This window comes from Kribbella sp. NPDC004138 (assembly GCF_053603655.1).
Map to the genome: position 1 here is coordinate 75226 of NZ_JBSGFZ010000006.1, position 15932 is coordinate 91157.

Below are 15932 nucleotides of genomic sequence, written 5' to 3' on the forward strand. Positions count from 1 at the left end.
GGAAAGTTGCCCGGCAGTTTGGCGGAAAGTTCCGCCGAGTACTGGTCAAACGGCGGAAAGTGACGGAATGCTGTCCGGGACAGGTTCCTTCACCGCCCCGGAGGTGTCCGATGTCCCTGACCAGGCCGTTACCGCGCTTACTGGCCGTCCTCCTGCTGTTCCTGGCGACGCTGACCGCGTCGCAGGTCGTTTCCGCGACCGTCGCGCACGCCGACGGCTGTTACACGTGGGGCCGCACGCTCAGCCAGGGCATGTCCGGCACCGACGTGCGGCAGTTGCAGATCCGCGTGTCCGGGTATCCCGGGTACGGTGCGCACCTGGCGATCGACGGCGAGTTCGGCCCGGCCACGAAGGCCGCCGTCCAGCGCTTCCAGGCGGCGTACGGGCTGGCCCAGGACGGCGTCGCCGGATCCGCCACGTTCAGCAAGATCTACGCGCTGCAGGACGACGACTGCACGCCGATCCACTTCACCTACGCCGAGCTCGACGACGGCTGCGGCGGATCCGGGTACGACGGCGGCCCGCTGTCCGAGGCGGCGACCAGGGCCAACGCGCTCGAGACGATGTGGCATCTGGAGGCGATGCGGCACGCGCTCGGCGACCAGCCGCTCAGCATCAGCAGCGGTTTCCGCAGCTACTCGTGCAACAGCCAGGTCGGTGGCGCCAGCGACAGCCAGCACCTCTACGGCCGGTCTGCCGACCTGGTCGGCAGCCCGTCGTTCTGCACGCTCGCCAAGCAGGCCCGCTACCACGGCTTCGGCGGCATCTTCGGCCCCGGCTACCCCGGCCACAACGACCACACCCACGTCGACATCCGCACCTCCAACAGCTGGAGCGCCCCGAACTGCGGCATCTAGCCCCTGTCTGGTTATCCAGCGGACGGTCCCCGAAGTCGGTCAGCGGCGGTAGCCCAAAAGCTACCGCCGCCGTGTGGGCGGTGGGGGTCACAGCAGCTGGCTCAGGGTGTGGATGGTGAGGCCGACGAGGGCACCGACCACGGTGCCGTTGATGCGGATGAACTGCAGGTCGCGGCCGACGTGCAGCTCGATGCGGGCGGCGGCCTCGCGGCCGTCCCAGCGCTCGATGGTGTCGGAGATGACCGAGACGATCTCGCGGCCGTACGTGCGCACGACGTACCCGACGGCCTCGCTCGCCCGGGCGTCGACCTTCGCGCGCAGCCCCTCGTCGTCCTGCAGCCGCTTGCCGAGGTCCTGCAACGCCCGGATCGCCCGGGCCCGGAGCGTGCTGTCCGGGTCGTTGATGGCCTCGATCAGCGCCGTACGCATGGCGTCCCAGACGGCGGCCAGGCTCGAGCCCATGTCCGGGTGCGTGAGCATCCGCGCCTTCCACGCCTCGAACCGCGCCATCGTGTCCGGGTCGTGCTGCAGGTCGTCGGCCAACTGCCTGAGCAGGCGGTCGACGGCGCGGCGGGCCGCATGCGACTGGTTGTCGCGGACATCGGCCAGCCATGCGAGTGCCTCGCGGTGGATCCGGTCGATGACCAACCGGTCGACCCACTGCGGCGACCAGCGCGGCGCCCGCGGCCCGACGACGTCGGCCAGCAAGTCACGGTTGGCGGCCAGCCAGTCGTACGCCTCCACGAGCAGCAGGTCGAACAGCGCGTGATGGGCGCCGTCCTTCACCACCGACTCCACGAAGTGGCCGGCGATCGGGCTCAACGGCTCCTTCACGAACCGCGGCAGCAACGACCCGCGGACGAAGGCCGTCACGTCCTCGTCGCCGAGCTTCGGCAGCGCCGCCCCGACCGTCCGCGCGCCCTCGGCCACGATCCGCTCGGCGTGGTTCCCCGCGGCCAGCCACTCACCGGCCCGCCGGCTGACCTTCGCCGTGCGCATCTTTTCCGAAACGACGTCCTCGGACAGGAAGTTTTCCGTCACGAACTGCTCGAGACTTTCCGCCAGGCTGTCCTTGCGGGTCGGCACGATCGCGGTGTGCGGGATCGGCAGCCCGAGCGGGTGCCGGAACAGCGCCGTCACCGCGAACCAGTCCGCCAGCGCACCCACCATCGCCGCCTCGGCCGCGGCGTTCAGGTACGCCCAGCCACCCTCGCGGTGCAGGGTCGCCACATAGATCGCCGCGGCCAGCACCAGCAACGACAATGCCACCGAGCGCATCCGCCGCAGCCCGCGCCGCCGTACCAGATCGGCGGCGCCCAACGTCAAGGTCGCCATACCTTGATCTAACCAAGTCGGCGGTCACGAAACCCTCAGGCAAGTACCTGAGTCACCCCCCGGCGTTCCATCAGCCCCGAGATCACCGCCAGGGCGAGGCCGGCCAATGCGAGGCCGGCGCCCAGGCGGCTCGGCCATTCGTAGCCGTAGCCGGCGGCGAGGACGACGCCGCCGAGCCAGGCGCCGAGCGCGTTGGCGATGTTGAGCGTGGAGTGGTTCAGCGATGCGGCCAGCGACTGGCCCTCGGGCGCGACGTCCATCAGGCGGGTCTGCAACGCGGGCACCAGGATGCTCGCCGAGCAACCCAGGGCGAACACCGCGACCAGCGCCCCCGGCTTGCTCTGCGCGAGCCAGCCGAACGTTCCGAGCACGAGAGCCACCGCGACCAGCCCGACGTACACGCTGCCCATCAGCGAGCGGTCGGCCAGTCGGCCGCCGAGGACGGTGCCGACCGTCATGCCGACGCCGTACACGCCGAGCACGATCGTCACGGCGGACTCGGAGAAACCGGACAGTTCCGTCATCGTCGGCGTGATGTACGAGTATGTCGCGAACATGCCGCCGAAGCCGACCATCCCGACCAGCAACGCCATCCACACCTGCGGCCGGGTCAGTGCGCTGAGCTCGCTGCGCACGTTCACGTCGCTCCCGACCGGCTGCGGCGGCACCCAGAACCAGACCGCGACCAGGGTCAGCAGCCCGAGGACGCCGACCGCGAGGAACGGCACCTGCCACCCGAGTCGCTGGCCGAGCAGTGTCGTGACCGGTACGCCGATGATGTTGGCGACCGGGAGTCCGACCATCGTCATCGACACCGCCCGCGCCCGCCGGCCCGGCAGCACCATCGACGCGCCGACCACCGCGCCGATCCCGAAGAACGCGCCGTGCGGCAGGCCGGACAGGAACCGCGCGGCCATCAGGAACTCGTAGTTCGACGCAACCGACGACAGCACGTTGCCGACCACGAAGACCGCCATCAGCCCGAGCAGCAACCGTTTCCGCCCGGTCCGCGCGCCGAGCGCCGCGATCAACGGGGCGCCGACCACGACCCCCAGCGCGTACGCCGAGACGACGTGCCCGGCCGTCGGGATCGAGATCTGGACGCCGTCGGCGATCTGCGGCAGCAGCCCCATCGTGACGAACTCGGTGGTCCCGATCGCGAAGCCGCCGGTCGCGAGCGCGAACAACGCCAGGTTGACGTGCCGCGCCGTGCGCTCGTCAGGAGCCACTGAACTTTTCACAGCTGATTGTCGCAAACGCGCTGCTGACGGATGTCATGGCGTTGTGAAAGCATCCGGCATGGCCAACTTCGGGGACTACCAGTTGCAGATCTACCTGCAGGGGATGCTGCAGGGGGTGACGCCGGAGATCACGACCGACCTGGCGCGGCTGGAGTCGCAGGCCGCCGGGAAGCTGCCGGCCGAGGCGATGGGGTACATCGTGCCGAGCGCCGGCGAGGGCTCCACCGCGTGGGCGAACCGGGCCGCGTTCGACCGTTGGCGGCTGGTGCCGCGGATGCTCCGCGGCAGCACCGAGCGCGATCTCTCCTGCCGGATCCTCGGGACGTCGATGCCGGCGCCGGTGCTGATCGCGCCGATCGGTGTCCAGACGCTCGCGCACCCGGACGGCGAAGTCGCGACCGCCCGCGCCGCCGACACCCTCGGCCTCACCTACACGCATTCGACGCAGGCGAGTCACGCGATTGAGGCGATCGAGGCGTCGAACAAGTGGTTCCAGCTCTACTACCCGACCGACCGGGACGTCTGCCTGAGTTTCCTGCAGCGCGCCAAGGCCGCGGGGTACGCCGTCCTGGTGGTCACGCTCGACACCGGGACGATCGGCTGGCGGCCGGCCGACCTGGACCGCGGGTTCCTGCCGTTCCTGAAGGGCGAGGGTCTGGCGAACTATTTCAGCGACCCGGCCTTCCGGGCGAAGCTGGCCAAGCCGATCGACGAGGACGCCGGCGCCGCGGTGATGCATTGGGCGCAGATGTTCCCGAACGTCGGACTGTCCTGGGACGACCTGTCGTTCCTGCGCGACAACTGGGACGGGCCGATCGTGCTGAAGGGCATCACCCACGTCGAGGACGCCAAGCTCGCGGCCGAGCACGGCATGGACGGCGTCGTGGTCTCGAACCACGGCGGCCGCCAGGTCGACGGCGCGATCGCGGCACTGGACGCGCTGCCAGCGATCGCGGACGCGGTCGGTGAACAGCTGACCATCCTCTTCGACTCCGGCGTCCGCACGGGTGCCGACGCGGCCAAGGCACTCGCCCTGGGCGCCAAGGCGGTCCTGCTCGGCCGTCCGCTGCTCTACGGCCTCGCGCTGGCCGGGCAGGCGGGCGTCGAGCATGTACTGCGGTGTTTCCTGGCCGAACTCGACCTGACGCTGGCGTTGTCCGGCTACGCGAACCACCGCGAGCTCAACCGCGACTCGATCGTCCGCGCCTGATCAAGAAGTAGCACAAGTGCTATCCTGGGGGCATGGATGCTTTGGGATTGCGCGAGCTGCGACAACACACCAGTGATCTGGTGCGTCGTGCCGAATCCGGTGAGCACCTGCTGATCACGGTGTCGGGTCGTCCGGCTGCTGTGCTCGGCCCGCCGGAACGCGACCACTGGCGGCGGTATGACGAGGTCGCCGACGTGCTGCGTCCACGCACCGACGAGGATTGGGCGACCGACCGGGAGTTGGTCGATCAGAACCTGGCCGACCCGTGGGAGCCGAAGCAGTGAGGGTGCTGCTCGATACCAGCGTCCTGATCGAGGGTCTTGATGAGCCTGTTGATGCGGAGTTCGCGATCAGCACCATCAGTCTGGCCGAGCTGCACTTCGGCGTTCTGATCGCTCGATCGCCGGAAATCCGTGCTGGCCGGCTGCGCCGCCTTGCCGGTATCGAGCGGGCATTCGAAGCGCTGCCGGTCACCGATGCAGTCGCGCGCACCTATGGTTCCTTCGCGGCGACGGTCGCCGCGGCCGGCCGCCGGCCGAGGGCCCGTGCGTTCGATCTCGTGATCGCTGCCACGGCGGCGACGCACGAGGCCGTGCTGTACACGCGCAACCCCAAGGACTTCACCGGCCTTGGTGACCTTGTGGAGGTCGTCGGCCTGTGAAGGCGGTTGTGTTCGACCTGGACAACACCCTGTTCGATCACACGGGGTGTGCCGTGGCGGGTCTGCGCAGTTGGGTGACGGAGCTCGGGATCACGCCGACGGACGAGCTGATCGCCGAGTGGTTCGTGATCGAGGAGGACCAGTTCAGCCGCTTCCTGGCCGGGGAGCTCACGCACCAGGGCCAGCGGCGCGGGCGACTCCGCGCGTTCCTGCCGGTGCTCGGGCTGCCGGTACCGGGGGCCGATGCCGAGCTGGACGAGGTGTTCACGGGGTACCTGACGCAGTACACGAACAACTGGATCGCGTACCCGGACGCGCGCCCCGCGCTAGAAGTTGCCCGCAGCAACGGATGGCGGGTCGGCGTGCTCACGAACGGAAGCACCAGGCAGCAGAACGCGAAGGTGGCGGCGATCGGGCTGGCCGACCTGATCGACGTGGTCTGCACGTCGGAGGCACTCGGTGTCAGCAAGCCCGATCCCTTGGCGTACCAGCGTGTTTGTGAGGCGCTGGGCGTCGAGCCGGGGGAGACGCTGATGATCGGCGACAACCTGGAGCTGGATGTGATCGCAGCGCGGGCCGCCGGGCTGAGTGCACACCACCTCGACCGTGCGGCGGGCGCCACCCTCACCCAGCTCGTCGGTCGTCAGTAGCCGCGCGAGTCGGTGCCCGGTGAGGTCTTGCGCCAGGCGGAGGCCGCCGGCCGGCTGTCCGGCCGGTTGGTAACCGCGCCGGTCGGCGAGGGGTACGCCGCGTCGTACGCCGGCCCGGCGTCCGCCTGCCGTTCGGCCGGAAGGTGTCGCGACAGCCGCTCCGCGAAGTCCGCCACCGCGGCGATCTCCTGGTCCGGGGAGAAGCGGACCGCCCACCGGGTCCCCGGGAGGTCGTGCCGGACGACCACGGCCGCATCGTAGGACGCGTCCGGCCGGAAGACCTCGTCCGGACCGCCGGCCGGTTTCACCACGAGGTTCCGCGCCGGATCCATCGACTTCTGGCCGATCCGGACGGGATCACCCGGACGTTCGGGCCGGTCGGAGAAGAAGTCCTGACCGCCGTACACGGGCTTGTCCCGGTCCCGCGCGTTGCAGGCGTCCCGAACCGCCTGGACGACCTCGCTGCCGCTGATCGACCGGCCGAAGTGCACTGTCTGCTGGATCGGTTCGCTCTCCGCCATGGCGGTCAACCTGCCACGCGAACGGGTCACGACCAGCGTGACGCCGTCCGCGTGGTTCGAGCGACGATCAGTTCACGGTCCAGGTGTCCGAGCCGGTGACGAGCGCCTGCAGATCGCCGGGGCCCTGGGCTTCCTGGGCGGTGCTGATCTGCTGGCGGACCATGTCGTCGTACGCCGGATGCTCGACGGACCGGAACACGCCGACCGGCGCGCGGTGCAGCACGCCGCCGTCGGTGAGGCGGGACAGGGCGAACGCGTACGCCGGGTCCTCGGTGTGGGCGTCGTGCACGACCAGGTCGGCCTCGCCGTTCGGCAGGTCGGCGATCTCCTTCACCGCCAGCGACGCGAACCCGTCGCGGACCACACCGAGCCGGCCGTCGGTCCCGAACCGGATCGGTTCACCGTGCACGAGCGGGATGATCGCGTCGTCCCGGGTCTCCGGGTCCTTGAACGCCTCGAACGCGTTGTCGTTGAAGATCGGGCAGTTCTGGTAGATCTCCACGAACGCCGTACCGCGGTGCTCGGCCGCGGCCCGCAGGACCGAGGTCAGGTGCTTGCGGTCGGAGTCGACCGTGCGCGCCACGAAGGTCGCTTCCGCGCCGAGCGCCAGCGACACCGGGTTGAACGGGTTGTCCACCGACCCCATCGGCGTCGACTTCGTCACCTTGCCCGGCTCCGACGTCGGCGAGTACTGCCCCTTGGTGAGGCCGTAGATCCGGTTGTTGAACAGCAGGATCTTCAGGTTCACGTTCCGCCGGAGCGTGTGGATCAGGTGGTTGCCGCCGATCGACAGCGCGTCGCCGTCACCGGTCACCACCCACACGCTCAGGTCCGGGCGAGCCGTCGCCAGGCCGGTCGCGATCGCCGGCGCGCGGCCGTGGATCGAGTGCATGCCGTACGTCGACAGGTAGTACGGGAATCGCGACGAGCAGCCGATACCGGAGACGATCGCGACGTTCTCGCGCTTGATCCCCAGCTCGGGCAGGAAGCCCTGGAAGGCCGCGAGGACCGCGTAATCGCCGCAGCCGGGGCACCAGCGGACCTCCTGGTCCGACACGTACTCCTTGCGGTTCTGCGGCTCGGTCGCGGCCGGGACGCCGCGCAGACCGTTCGGCAGGCTCGGCATGCCGAGCTCGACGGTGCTCATCGTGCTCCCTCCTTCAGGTGGCCGTGGCCGTTCTGGTCGGCCAGTGCCTCGCCGTGCTTGACGGCAGCCGCGGCCGCCCCCAGATGGCGGGCGTCGTCGTCGATGCCCGCGGTTTCCTCGACCAGGTTGCCGATCACCTCGGCCAGCTCCGCGGCGCCGAGCGGCATCCCGCGGACCTGCGCGTAGGAGACCACGTCGACCAGGTACTTCGAGCGCAGCAGCAGCGCCAGCTGGCCGAGGTTCATCTCCGGGACCAGGACCTTGTCGTACGACCTCAGCACGTCGCCGAGGTTGTCCGGGAACGGGTTCAGGTGCCGCAGGTGCGCCTGCGCGACCTTGCCGCCGACCCGGCGGACCCGGCGCACCCCGGCGCCGATCGGGCCGTACGTCGAACCCCACCCGAGCACCAGGACCTTCGCCGTACCGTCCGGGTCGTCGACCTCGACCGGCGGGATCGACCGCGCGACCGCGTCCACCTTCGCCTGCCGGGTGCGGATCATCAGGTCGTGGTTGGCCGGGTCGTAGGAGATGTTCCCGGTCTTGTCCTCCTTCTCCAGACCGCCGATCCGGTGGTCCAGACCCGGCGTCCCCGGCACCGCCCACGCTCGGGCGAGAGTCTCCGGATCGCGCAGGTAGGGGAGGTACTTCGGGGCGCCGTCGTCGCTGGTCGCGTTCGGCTCGAGGGTGAAGTTCGGCTCGATCGCGGGCAGCTCGTCGACGGCCGGGATCTGCCACGGCTCGGAGCCGTTGGCCAGGTAGCCGTCGGACAGCACGATCACCGGCGTGCGGTAGGTGATCGCGATCCGGGCGGCCTCGATCGCGATCGCGAAGCAGTCCGCGGGGGACTGGGCGGCGAGCACCGGCAGCGGCGCCTCGCCGTTGCGGCCGAACATCACCTGCAGCAGGTCGGCCTGCTCGGTCTTGGTCGGCATACCGGTCGAGGGGCCGGCGCGCTGGATGTCGCAGACCACCAGCGGCAGCTCGAGCATCACCCCGAGGCCGATCGTCTCGGACTTCAGGCTGATACCCGGGCCGGACGACGTGGTGACGCCGAGCGCCCCGCCGAACGACGCGCCCAGGGCGGCGCCGACACCGGCGATCTCGTCCTCGGCCTGGATCGTGGTGACGTTGAACCGCTTGAGCTTCGACAGCTCGTGCAGGACGTCGGAGGCCGGGGTGATCGGGTACGCACCGAGGACGAGCGGCAGCCCGGCCCGCTGGGCGCCCGCCACCAGGCCGTACGCCAGCGCGAGGTTGCCGGAGATGTTGCGGTACGTGCCGGTCGGCATGCTGGCCGGCTTCACCTCGTACCGGACCGAGAACTCCTCGGCGGTCTCTCCGAAGTTGTAGCCCGCGCGGAAGGCGGCGATGTTCGCGTCCCGGATGTCCGGCTTGCCCGCGAACTTCGTCTCCAGGAACGTGATCGTCGACTCGACCGGCCGCTGGAACAGCCAGGACACCAGGCCGAGCGCATACATGTTCTTCGCCCGGGACGCGTCCTTGCGGGTCAGGCCGAACTCCTTGACCGACTCCACCGTCATGCCGGTGAGATTGAGCGCGATCACGTGGTAGGCGTCGAGCTCGCCGGTCTCCAGCGGATTCTCGTCGTACCCGATCCGCTTCAGGTTCCGCGCCGTGAAGTCCGCGGTGTCGACGATCAGGGTCGCGCCGCGCGGCACGTCCTTGAGGTTCGCCTTCAGCGCCGCCGGGTTCATCGCGATCAGCACGTCAGGTGCGTCACCCGGCGTGAGGATGTCGTGATCGGCGAAGTGGAGTTGGAAGGAGCTGACGCCCGGCAGGGTCCCGGCTGGTGCCCGGATCTCTGCTGGGAAGTTGGGCAACGTCGACAGATCATTGCCGAACGATGCCGTTTCCGCTGTGAACCTGTCCCCCGTGAGCTGCATCCCGTCGCCGGAGTCGCCGGCGAAGCGGATCACCACGCGGTCGAGCTGCTTGACCTCGATGGTCACTGTTCTGTTCATCTCCAAGTCGAAGCTTGGGTCGGTCCGCCGTTTCGTGGACGACAGATCGATCCCCCCAGTCCAGGGCGATAACCCCAATATTAGTTCGCCCTTAGAACGGAACCATGCGGAAGCCCCGGTGGTCCACAGCCTGGGACACGGTGTTAGAAGGCGGGACCGTGCGGTAGTGGCGGGGTATCACCGTGCGCAAGCGGTCGCTTGCGATCCGGAGTGAGAAACGGCAGGGTATCGGCATCTAGTTGTGACCTCAGGGAGTTGCTTCATGCGCCGTGTGCTGATCGGACTGCTGTCTCTGCTCCTGCTGGGCTCCGCCGTCCCGCTCGCCTCGGCACAGCGTGCGTCCACCTCGCCCGCGCGGACCGCGAAGATCTACAGCATCCGGACGACGGACGCGACCAAGGGCGTGATCACCGTCGTCGGAACGCTGTCACCGGCGCCCGCCACCGGGACCAGGATCCCGCTGCACCAGTGGATCCCGTCGCTGAAGCGCTGGCAGGAGGTCGCGCACGGGTATTCGTCGGGCGGCAGCGTGACGATCACCACGGTGCAGCCCGGCTCGGTCCGCACGTACCGGATCGCGATCGGCCCGCAGGCGCCGTACGCCGCGGCGATCTCGCCGATGATCAGCTTCAAGCACTACGCCTGGCGGGGCCTGTTCAAGAAGGGCCTGGTGCGGGCCGGCGGGGCGGGGCAGCCGCAGTTCACCGTCGTACCGCCGTCCGAAGGGCCGCGGCGGGCCGAGGCCGACCTGCTCGCGAACCAGGGCGGGTACGTCTGGGGCGAGGTCGACTCGACCGGCTGCCGGTACTCGCGGAACTGGCTCGGCAACCTCACCGACGGGCTGGTCCGGGTGTCGCTGCACAACGGGACGACAGCGCTGACCTCGGTCCGGATGCAGCAGGAGACCGAGACGTGGCTCAACCACGACATCTCCGGCGTGACGCGGTTGAGGCTGCAGGTCGCCGACATCCGCTCCGGCTACGGCCCGTACGTCGCCGTCGACTCCTTGCTGCTCTGTACGAACTAGACTGCTGCCCGTGTCGGACAGCTATGGCGTCATCGCCGCGGTGGTCGCGCTCGGCCTCGTCGGGCTGCTCGGCGCCTTCGCGCTGAACAAGGCGCTGACGGTCACCTATCCGACCGAGGGCAAGCTGAAGACGTACGAGTCGGGCGTCGACCCGGTCGGCGAAGGCTGGGCCCAGGTCCACATCCGGTACTACCTGTTCGCGTACCTGTACGTGATCTTCGCCGTGGACGCGATCTACCTGTTCCCGTGGGCCACCATCTTCGCCGCTCTCGGCTTCGCGACGCTGATCGAGATGTTCGTCTTCCTCGCCTTCGTCGCGGTCGGCCTGCTGTACGCCTACCGCAAGGGCGTCCTCCGCTGGACCTGAGCGCCTACCGTCTACCGTCCGGCGAGGGCGGCCGCGATCGCCCAGTCCTGGCAACCGACGCCGACGGACTTGAAGACCGTGCGGCCCGACGGCGCCGGCGGGTCGGCGAGGGCGGGGCCGAGCTCGACCAGGTCGTCGGTGCTGATGCTGCCTGCGCGGACGGCGTCGATGACTTCGCCGGACTCTTCGAGGGCGGCTTCGCGCTGGTCGACGAGGACGGTGGTGGCGCAGGCCAGGAGCTCGCGGGGGAGTTCGCGCATGCTGGGGCGGAAGGCGCCGATCGCGTTGACGTGGACGGTGGCGGGCAGGGCGTCGGCGGCGAAGAGCGGTGTGCTGGACGAGGTCGCGCAGCAGATGACGTGCGCGTCGGCGACCGCGGCGTCGACGTCCGTGCCCGACGTGAACCGTACGGCGGGGAATTCGCCCGCGAGCTCCCGCGCCAGAGCCTCGGCGCGGCCGGCCGAACGGCCGGTGACGGTGACGTCGGCGATCGGGCGGACGGCGAGCACCGCGCGGACCTGGTCCGGTGCCTGCGCGCCGGACCCGATCACGGTCAGGCGGGTCGCGTCGGCCGGTGCGAGCAGATCGGTCGCGACACCGACGACCGCGCCGGTCCGCAGCGTGGTGATCGAGCTGCCGTCCGCGACCAGCTGCTCGCCGCGCCCGGTCCAGATCAGCGTCGCGCGGATCGCCGGCACCTGGTCCAGCGCGATCCCGATCTTCTTCACCACCGCGGTCCCGGTCGGGGAGTGGTACGCCGACATCACCAGCACCGCGCCGTCGCCGAAGATCTGCCGCGGCGGCAGCACGAAGTTCCCGGCCGCGAGCTCGCGGAAGGCGTCCCGCACGGCATCGATCGCCGCGCTCATCGGCACGGCCCGGCGGACGTCGTCAGCAGAGAGCACTCTCACCGGCCCGAGCATATTCCTCCCCTCCTGAGTCACTGAGAGTAATCAGCGACCCAGGCGGTCACCTCGTTGCCTGATCACCGTTTGTGATTGCCCGATGCAACAAAACGTGAGTTTCAAGCACCGGTGTCAACGGAATGCGTACGGCCGGTCGCCATCCGCCGATATCGGGGCTATGGTGATTACTCGGGGGAACGGGGCGAACACGTGGCGGTGAGGCTATGTCGTGGCAACTGTGGGTACTGATAGCCCTGGCTGCGGCCGGACTTGTGCTCCTGGCCGCAGCGCGGATGCGGCACGCCCGCCAGGTCTTCGACGACATCACCGAACTCGACCGGCCCACACCGGCCCCCGCCGAACCGGCACCTGCCGGTGACGAGCTGGCCCGCGCCCGGGCCCGCCACCTGCATCCCCAGCCCGACCGCCGCCGCAGCCACGGCTGACCCGCGGCGGGTCCTCGCTCAGTCCTCGCCGAGCAGCCCGTCGCGGCGGGCCACGGCGGCGGCTTCCGTGCGGGAGCGAACGCCGAGCTTGGCGAGGATGTTCGAGACGTGCACGCTGACCGTCTTCTCCGAGATGTACAGCTCGCGAGCCAGCTGCCGGTTGGTGCGGCCCTCGGCGAGCAGCCGCAGCACCTCGGTCTCGCGCGACGTCAGCGCACTCGCGACGCCGGTGTCGACACCGCCGGCCTCCTCCAGGAGCGGGCGCGAGGTCAGCTCGCGCCCGACCTCGGCCGCCAGCGCGGTCTGCTCGTTCGCCTCGCCGACCCGGCCCGCGGCGCGGAGAGCGGCCGACAGCCGGATCCGTGACCACGCCTGCTCGAAGACATACCCGTAGCCGAAGGCTTCCGTGGTGCGCTGCCAGGCGGCGACGTGCTCCTCCGGCGTCGGCGCGTCGATCCCTGCCAGCCAGCGCAGCCGGTCCCACTCCGACTCCAGCCGCGCCAGCCAGGCGAGCCCCTCGACGCCCATCAGGCGCCCCGGCGGCAGGCCCTTCTCCGCGGTCGTCTGCCCCGTTGACACCAGCTCCGCACCGCGCGCGACCAGCTCCGCCGCGGCCGTCGGCTCGCTGACCGCGCGGTGACACAGCAGCTGCAGCCCGAGCGTCGAGAACCGGATCCGGCCGAGGAACCACTCGGTCTGGAACACGTCGGCGCACAGCGCGGACACGTCCGCGATCAGCTTCTCGGCCTCGGCCGGCTTGTCGAGCACGCGGTAGGCGTCGACGGCCGGCTGCAGCCCGATGATCGGCAGCATCACGTCGAGGTCCCACCACTTCCGGGACAGCTCGAACTCCTCCGCGACCGCGGTGTCGCCGCGCCCGCCGCGGACCGAGAAGTCCACCGCCCGCAGCGCCGCCGCGGCCGCCGCCGGCGTCATCGCGTCGGTCCGGGCGGTCGCCGCCGCAGCGTCCCACTCGCCGAGCGTGAACTGGGTCAGCGCCAGCATCCGGCGCGCGTCGAACCCGTACGCCGCCCACTGCCGCCCGAGCTCACCGGCCCGCTTCGCCGCGAACGACAGCGCGGCCTTCGCGTTCAGCAGGTCGCCCTGGTCGTAGTGCGTCGACCCGACCAGGAACCGGCTGCGCACCTCCGCGGCGGGGTCGCCGATGAGCTGCGCCCGGACGGCCGCCTCCTCGAGCTGCTTCACGGCAGTCTCCGGGTCACCGGCCCGGCGACGCAGCTGCGCCAGCGTGATCCCGGCGTCACTAGCCGCGGACTCCTGACCGGCGTCGCGGGCGATCTCGAGCGCCTTGTGCGCCCAGCGCTCCGCCTCCATCGGACGGCCGAGCGCGTCGGACACCCTGGCGTACAACGACGCGACCTGCGCCTTGAACACGCTGGCCGGCTCGTCCTGGACGAGTTTGAGGGCCTGCGTGATGGCTTCGTTGGCCTCCTGGTCCTGGTCGATGACCAGGGCGATGTCGGCCAGCGGCAGCAGCAGCTGCGCCCGCTCCAGCTTCGGGGCGTCCGGCGGCAGGTCGGCGAGCGCCTTGCGGAGGATCTTCACCGCCCGCAGGTGCTGCGACGACAAGGTCGCCGCGGTCGCGGTCGAGACGATCAGCGACGTCTTGTCGATCGCATGGTCGGGCGCCCGGTTCGGGAACAGCTCCAGGGCGAGCTCGTAGTGCTTCAGCGCGTCCTGCGGCGCGGCCACCGAGATGGCCTCTTCGCCCGCCCGGACCCGGGCCTCGAACGCGACCGGCAGGTTGTGCGAGCGCGTGGCGTGCCCCGCGAGCTCGGCCGCCGTACCGGCGACGGTCTGGTCCTTCAGCGCCTGCACGTACGCCGAGTGCAGGCGGACGCGCTCGCCCGGCAGCAGGTCGTCGTACACCGCCTCGGCGAGGAGGGCGTGGCGGAAGTAGTACCGATCGCTGGTGGGCTGGTCGATGATGTGCGCGTCGATCAGCTCGCGCAGCGCCTCGTCGAGCTCGCGGTCGGGGAGGTCGGCGACCGCGGTCAGCAGGGTGTGCGGGACCCGGCGGCCGGCGACCGCGATCACCCGCGCGACCTGGCGGGCGTCGTCGGACAGCGGATCCAGGCGGACGAGCAACAGGTCGGCGAGATCGGGCGGCACGACGTCGCCGTCGCCCATCGAGGCCGCGGCGGCCAGCTCCTCGGTGAAGAACGCGTTGCCGCCCGCACGCTCGAGGATGCGGCGCTCCTCGACCGGCGGCAGCGGGCTCCTGAGCAGCGAGTGCAGCAGGGTGCGGGCCTCGTCGGCGTCCAGGGGGAGCAGGTTCACCCGGCGGACGCGGGGGTTGCGGGACCACTCGGCGATCGGGCGGCGCAGCGGGTGCCGGCGGTGCAGGTCGTCGCTGCGGTACGACACCACGAGCGCCAGCCGCTGCGAGGTCAGCCGGGTGATCAGGAAACCGATCAGGTCCCGGGTCGAGTCGTCGGCCCAGTGCGCGTCCTCGATGATCACCAGCTGCGGCTCGCTGGTGGCGAGCGCGGTGAACGCGCCGAGGACGGCGTCGAACAGCGCGGCGCGGTCGAGCTGGCCCTCCTGCGGCGCCGGCTGGGCGCTCAGCAGGCGGTGCGCGGGCAGCAGCCGGCCGATCGCCGGGAAGTTTCGCAGGACGCCCTCGACGAGGTCGGGGCGGTCACCGGCCAGCCGGCCGAAGATCTCCGAGAACGGCTGGTACGGCAGGCCGGCGTCGCCGAAGTCGGTGCAGTGCCCGACGAGCACGCCGAACCCGCGCTCGTGCGCGCCGGTGGCCACCTCGTCCAGCAACCGGGTCTTGCCGACGCCGGCGTCACCGGACAGCACAACGGCGCCGGCCCGACGCGTCTTGGCGTCGTCCACGGCGCTCAGCAGGGCAGCCATCTCGGTCGAGCGGCCGACGAGAGGTGTCGAATTCCAGGGCACGTTGTCCATTTTCGCCCCTGGCGCCGACACAAATCGACGGCATCCCGTCCGCGGGTGTCTCCCAGTCGCAGAAACGCCGTCCCTGATCGCGATTTCTCGCTCAGGGACGGCGGTTTCGGCGGTCATGCGGCCGGACGGGGTCGCAGGGCGTGCCGCGGCTCGGGCTCGGAGCCCTTCGCCGGGCGCGGCCGGCGGCTCGCGAGCCGGAAGTCACGCTTGGCGCGCTCCAGGCGGTACTCGGACTCCGCCTTCATGGCGTCGGGGGTGATCGGAATCGTCAACATGGTTGTCCTCCCTTCAGGCTTTCCGGCCGAACAGGTGGCTGATGGTCCGGCGGCTCCGGGTGCTCCGGGTCTGCCGGAAGTCACGGGCGAGGCGCTCCCTGCGGTAGTCGACCTCGGCCTTGACCGATGCGTTCGTGTACATGTGTTCCTCCGTTGTCTGTGCCGGCTGCCTGCCGACAGAGGTAAATCTGCTCGTCTGAGGAGGACCCGCACATCGGAAGTCCTCCCTATCCCCGCGAGCTGTCCGGCCTTAGGGGGTCTTAGGGGTTCCTAGGACCCCGCGAACGGCCCGGAAACGACACCGGAACGGCGCCGGAAACGGCCGGAAAACGACAGTGGCGGGGGGGGGGGGGGGGGGTGCGCGCCCCCGC

General features: G+C 70.4%; 17 protein-coding genes. 8 read left to right on the forward strand and 9 right to left on the reverse strand.

All coding sequences use genetic code 11. From position 1 onward, the window contains the following. The first annotated feature begins 110 nt into the window (after positions 1-110). Complete coding sequence (locus ACWEOO_RS09845; protein ID WP_359940971.1) at positions 111-857, forward strand: D-Ala-D-Ala carboxypeptidase family metallohydrolase; 747 nt, start codon at positions 111-113, stop codon at positions 855-857. Positions 858-944: 87 nt separating this feature from the next. Here ACWEOO_RS09845 and ACWEOO_RS09850 read toward each other — a convergent pair whose 3' ends face one another. Beyond that, entirely contained in the window at positions 945-2192 is a 1248-nt protein-coding gene (locus tag ACWEOO_RS09850; RefSeq protein ID WP_452142648.1) for a DUF445 domain-containing protein, read from the reverse strand. Positions 2193-2227: 35 nt separating this feature from the next. Further along, positions 2228-3433: an MFS transporter gene (locus tag ACWEOO_RS09855; protein WP_452142649.1), complete on the reverse strand. Its 1206-nt coding sequence runs from the start codon at positions 3431-3433 to the stop codon at positions 2228-2230. Positions 3434-3491: 58 nt separating this feature from the next. Between ACWEOO_RS09855 and ACWEOO_RS09860 the strand changes: the two genes are divergently transcribed. Genes ACWEOO_RS09860 through ACWEOO_RS09875 form a run of 4 tightly spaced genes read left to right on the forward strand, consistent with a single transcriptional unit; the run spans position 3492 to position 5954 of the window. Then, the gene (locus tag ACWEOO_RS09860) at positions 3492-4643 is read left to right on the forward strand and encodes an alpha-hydroxy-acid oxidizing protein (RefSeq protein ID WP_452142650.1); all 1152 of its coding nucleotides are present in this window, start codon (positions 3492-3494) and stop codon (positions 4641-4643) included. A 32-nt stretch (positions 4644-4675) separates the two neighbouring features. Next, on the forward strand, positions 4676-4927 hold the full coding sequence (locus ACWEOO_RS09865) for a type II toxin-antitoxin system Phd/YefM family antitoxin (protein ID WP_452142651.1): 252 nt from the start codon (positions 4676-4678) through the stop codon (positions 4925-4927). A gap of 2 nt (positions 4928-4929) precedes the next feature. After that, a complete protein-coding gene (locus tag ACWEOO_RS09870; protein ID WP_452142652.1) occupies positions 4930-5304 on the forward strand; it encodes a PIN domain-containing protein in 375 nt (124 codons plus the stop codon). After that, positions 5301-5954 (forward strand): HAD family hydrolase, encoded by a 654-nt coding sequence (locus tag ACWEOO_RS09875; protein ID WP_452142653.1) that lies wholly within the window; start codon positions 5301-5303, stop codon positions 5952-5954. Before ACWEOO_RS09870 ends, ACWEOO_RS09875 begins: the two co-directional genes overlap by 4 nt. Here the strand turns inward: ACWEOO_RS09875 and ACWEOO_RS09880 are convergent. From ACWEOO_RS09880 to ACWEOO_RS09890, 3 genes are all read right to left on the reverse strand, one after another. Beyond that, positions 5948-6475, reverse strand: a complete 528-nt coding sequence (locus ACWEOO_RS09880; RefSeq protein ID WP_452142654.1) for a hypothetical protein — start codon at positions 6473-6475, stop codon at positions 5948-5950. The genes ACWEOO_RS09875 and ACWEOO_RS09880 overlap by 7 nt on opposite strands. Before the next feature lie 67 nt (positions 6476-6542). Continuing rightward, positions 6543-7622 (reverse strand): 2-oxoacid:ferredoxin oxidoreductase subunit beta, encoded by a 1080-nt coding sequence (locus tag ACWEOO_RS09885; RefSeq protein WP_363712863.1) that lies wholly within the window; start codon positions 7620-7622, stop codon positions 6543-6545. Further along, on the reverse strand, positions 7619-9604 hold the full coding sequence (locus tag ACWEOO_RS09890) for a 2-oxoacid:acceptor oxidoreductase subunit alpha (protein WP_452142655.1): 1986 nt from the start codon (positions 9602-9604) through the stop codon (positions 7619-7621). The genes ACWEOO_RS09885 and ACWEOO_RS09890 overlap by 4 nt, the downstream gene beginning before the upstream one ends. Positions 9605-9866: 262 nt before the next feature. On the opposite strand from ACWEOO_RS09890, the gene ACWEOO_RS09895 reads away from it, so the two are divergent. After that, positions 9867-10631, forward strand: a complete 765-nt coding sequence (locus ACWEOO_RS09895) for a hypothetical protein (protein WP_452142656.1) — start codon at positions 9867-9869, stop codon at positions 10629-10631. Positions 10632-10641: 10 nt separating this feature from the next. Beyond that, a complete protein-coding gene (locus ACWEOO_RS09900; protein WP_355694408.1) occupies positions 10642-10998 on the forward strand; it encodes an NADH-quinone oxidoreductase subunit A in 357 nt (118 codons plus the stop codon). A gap of 11 nt (positions 10999-11009) precedes the next feature. Here ACWEOO_RS09900 and ACWEOO_RS09905 read toward each other — a convergent pair whose 3' ends face one another. Then, on the reverse strand, positions 11010-11909 hold the full coding sequence (locus tag ACWEOO_RS09905; RefSeq protein ID WP_452142657.1) for an ornithine cyclodeaminase family protein: 900 nt from the start codon (positions 11907-11909) through the stop codon (positions 11010-11012). A gap of 218 nt (positions 11910-12127) precedes the next feature. Here ACWEOO_RS09905 and ACWEOO_RS09910 point away from each other — a divergent pair, with 218 nt between their 5' ends. After that, on the forward strand, positions 12128-12349 hold the full coding sequence (locus ACWEOO_RS09910; RefSeq protein ID WP_359941007.1) for a hypothetical protein: 222 nt from the start codon (positions 12128-12130) through the stop codon (positions 12347-12349). 18 nt (positions 12350-12367) lie between these two features. Here ACWEOO_RS09910 and ACWEOO_RS09915 read toward each other — a convergent pair whose 3' ends face one another. The 3 genes from ACWEOO_RS09915 to ACWEOO_RS09925 all read right to left on the reverse strand — a co-directional run bounded on the left by ACWEOO_RS09915 (position 12368) and on the right by ACWEOO_RS09925 (position 15703). After that, positions 12368-15286, reverse strand: a complete 2919-nt coding sequence (locus tag ACWEOO_RS09915) for a helix-turn-helix transcriptional regulator (protein WP_452142658.1) — start codon at positions 15284-15286, stop codon at positions 12368-12370. Between the two features lie 113 nt (positions 15287-15399). After that, the gene (locus tag ACWEOO_RS09920) at positions 15400-15561 is read right to left on the reverse strand and encodes a hypothetical protein (protein ID WP_452142659.1); all 162 of its coding nucleotides are present in this window, start codon (positions 15559-15561) and stop codon (positions 15400-15402) included. Positions 15562-15574: 13 nt separating this feature from the next. Next, positions 15575-15703, reverse strand: a complete 129-nt coding sequence (locus tag ACWEOO_RS09925) for a hypothetical protein (protein WP_355694399.1) — start codon at positions 15701-15703, stop codon at positions 15575-15577. Positions 15704-15932: the final 229 nt, after the last annotated feature.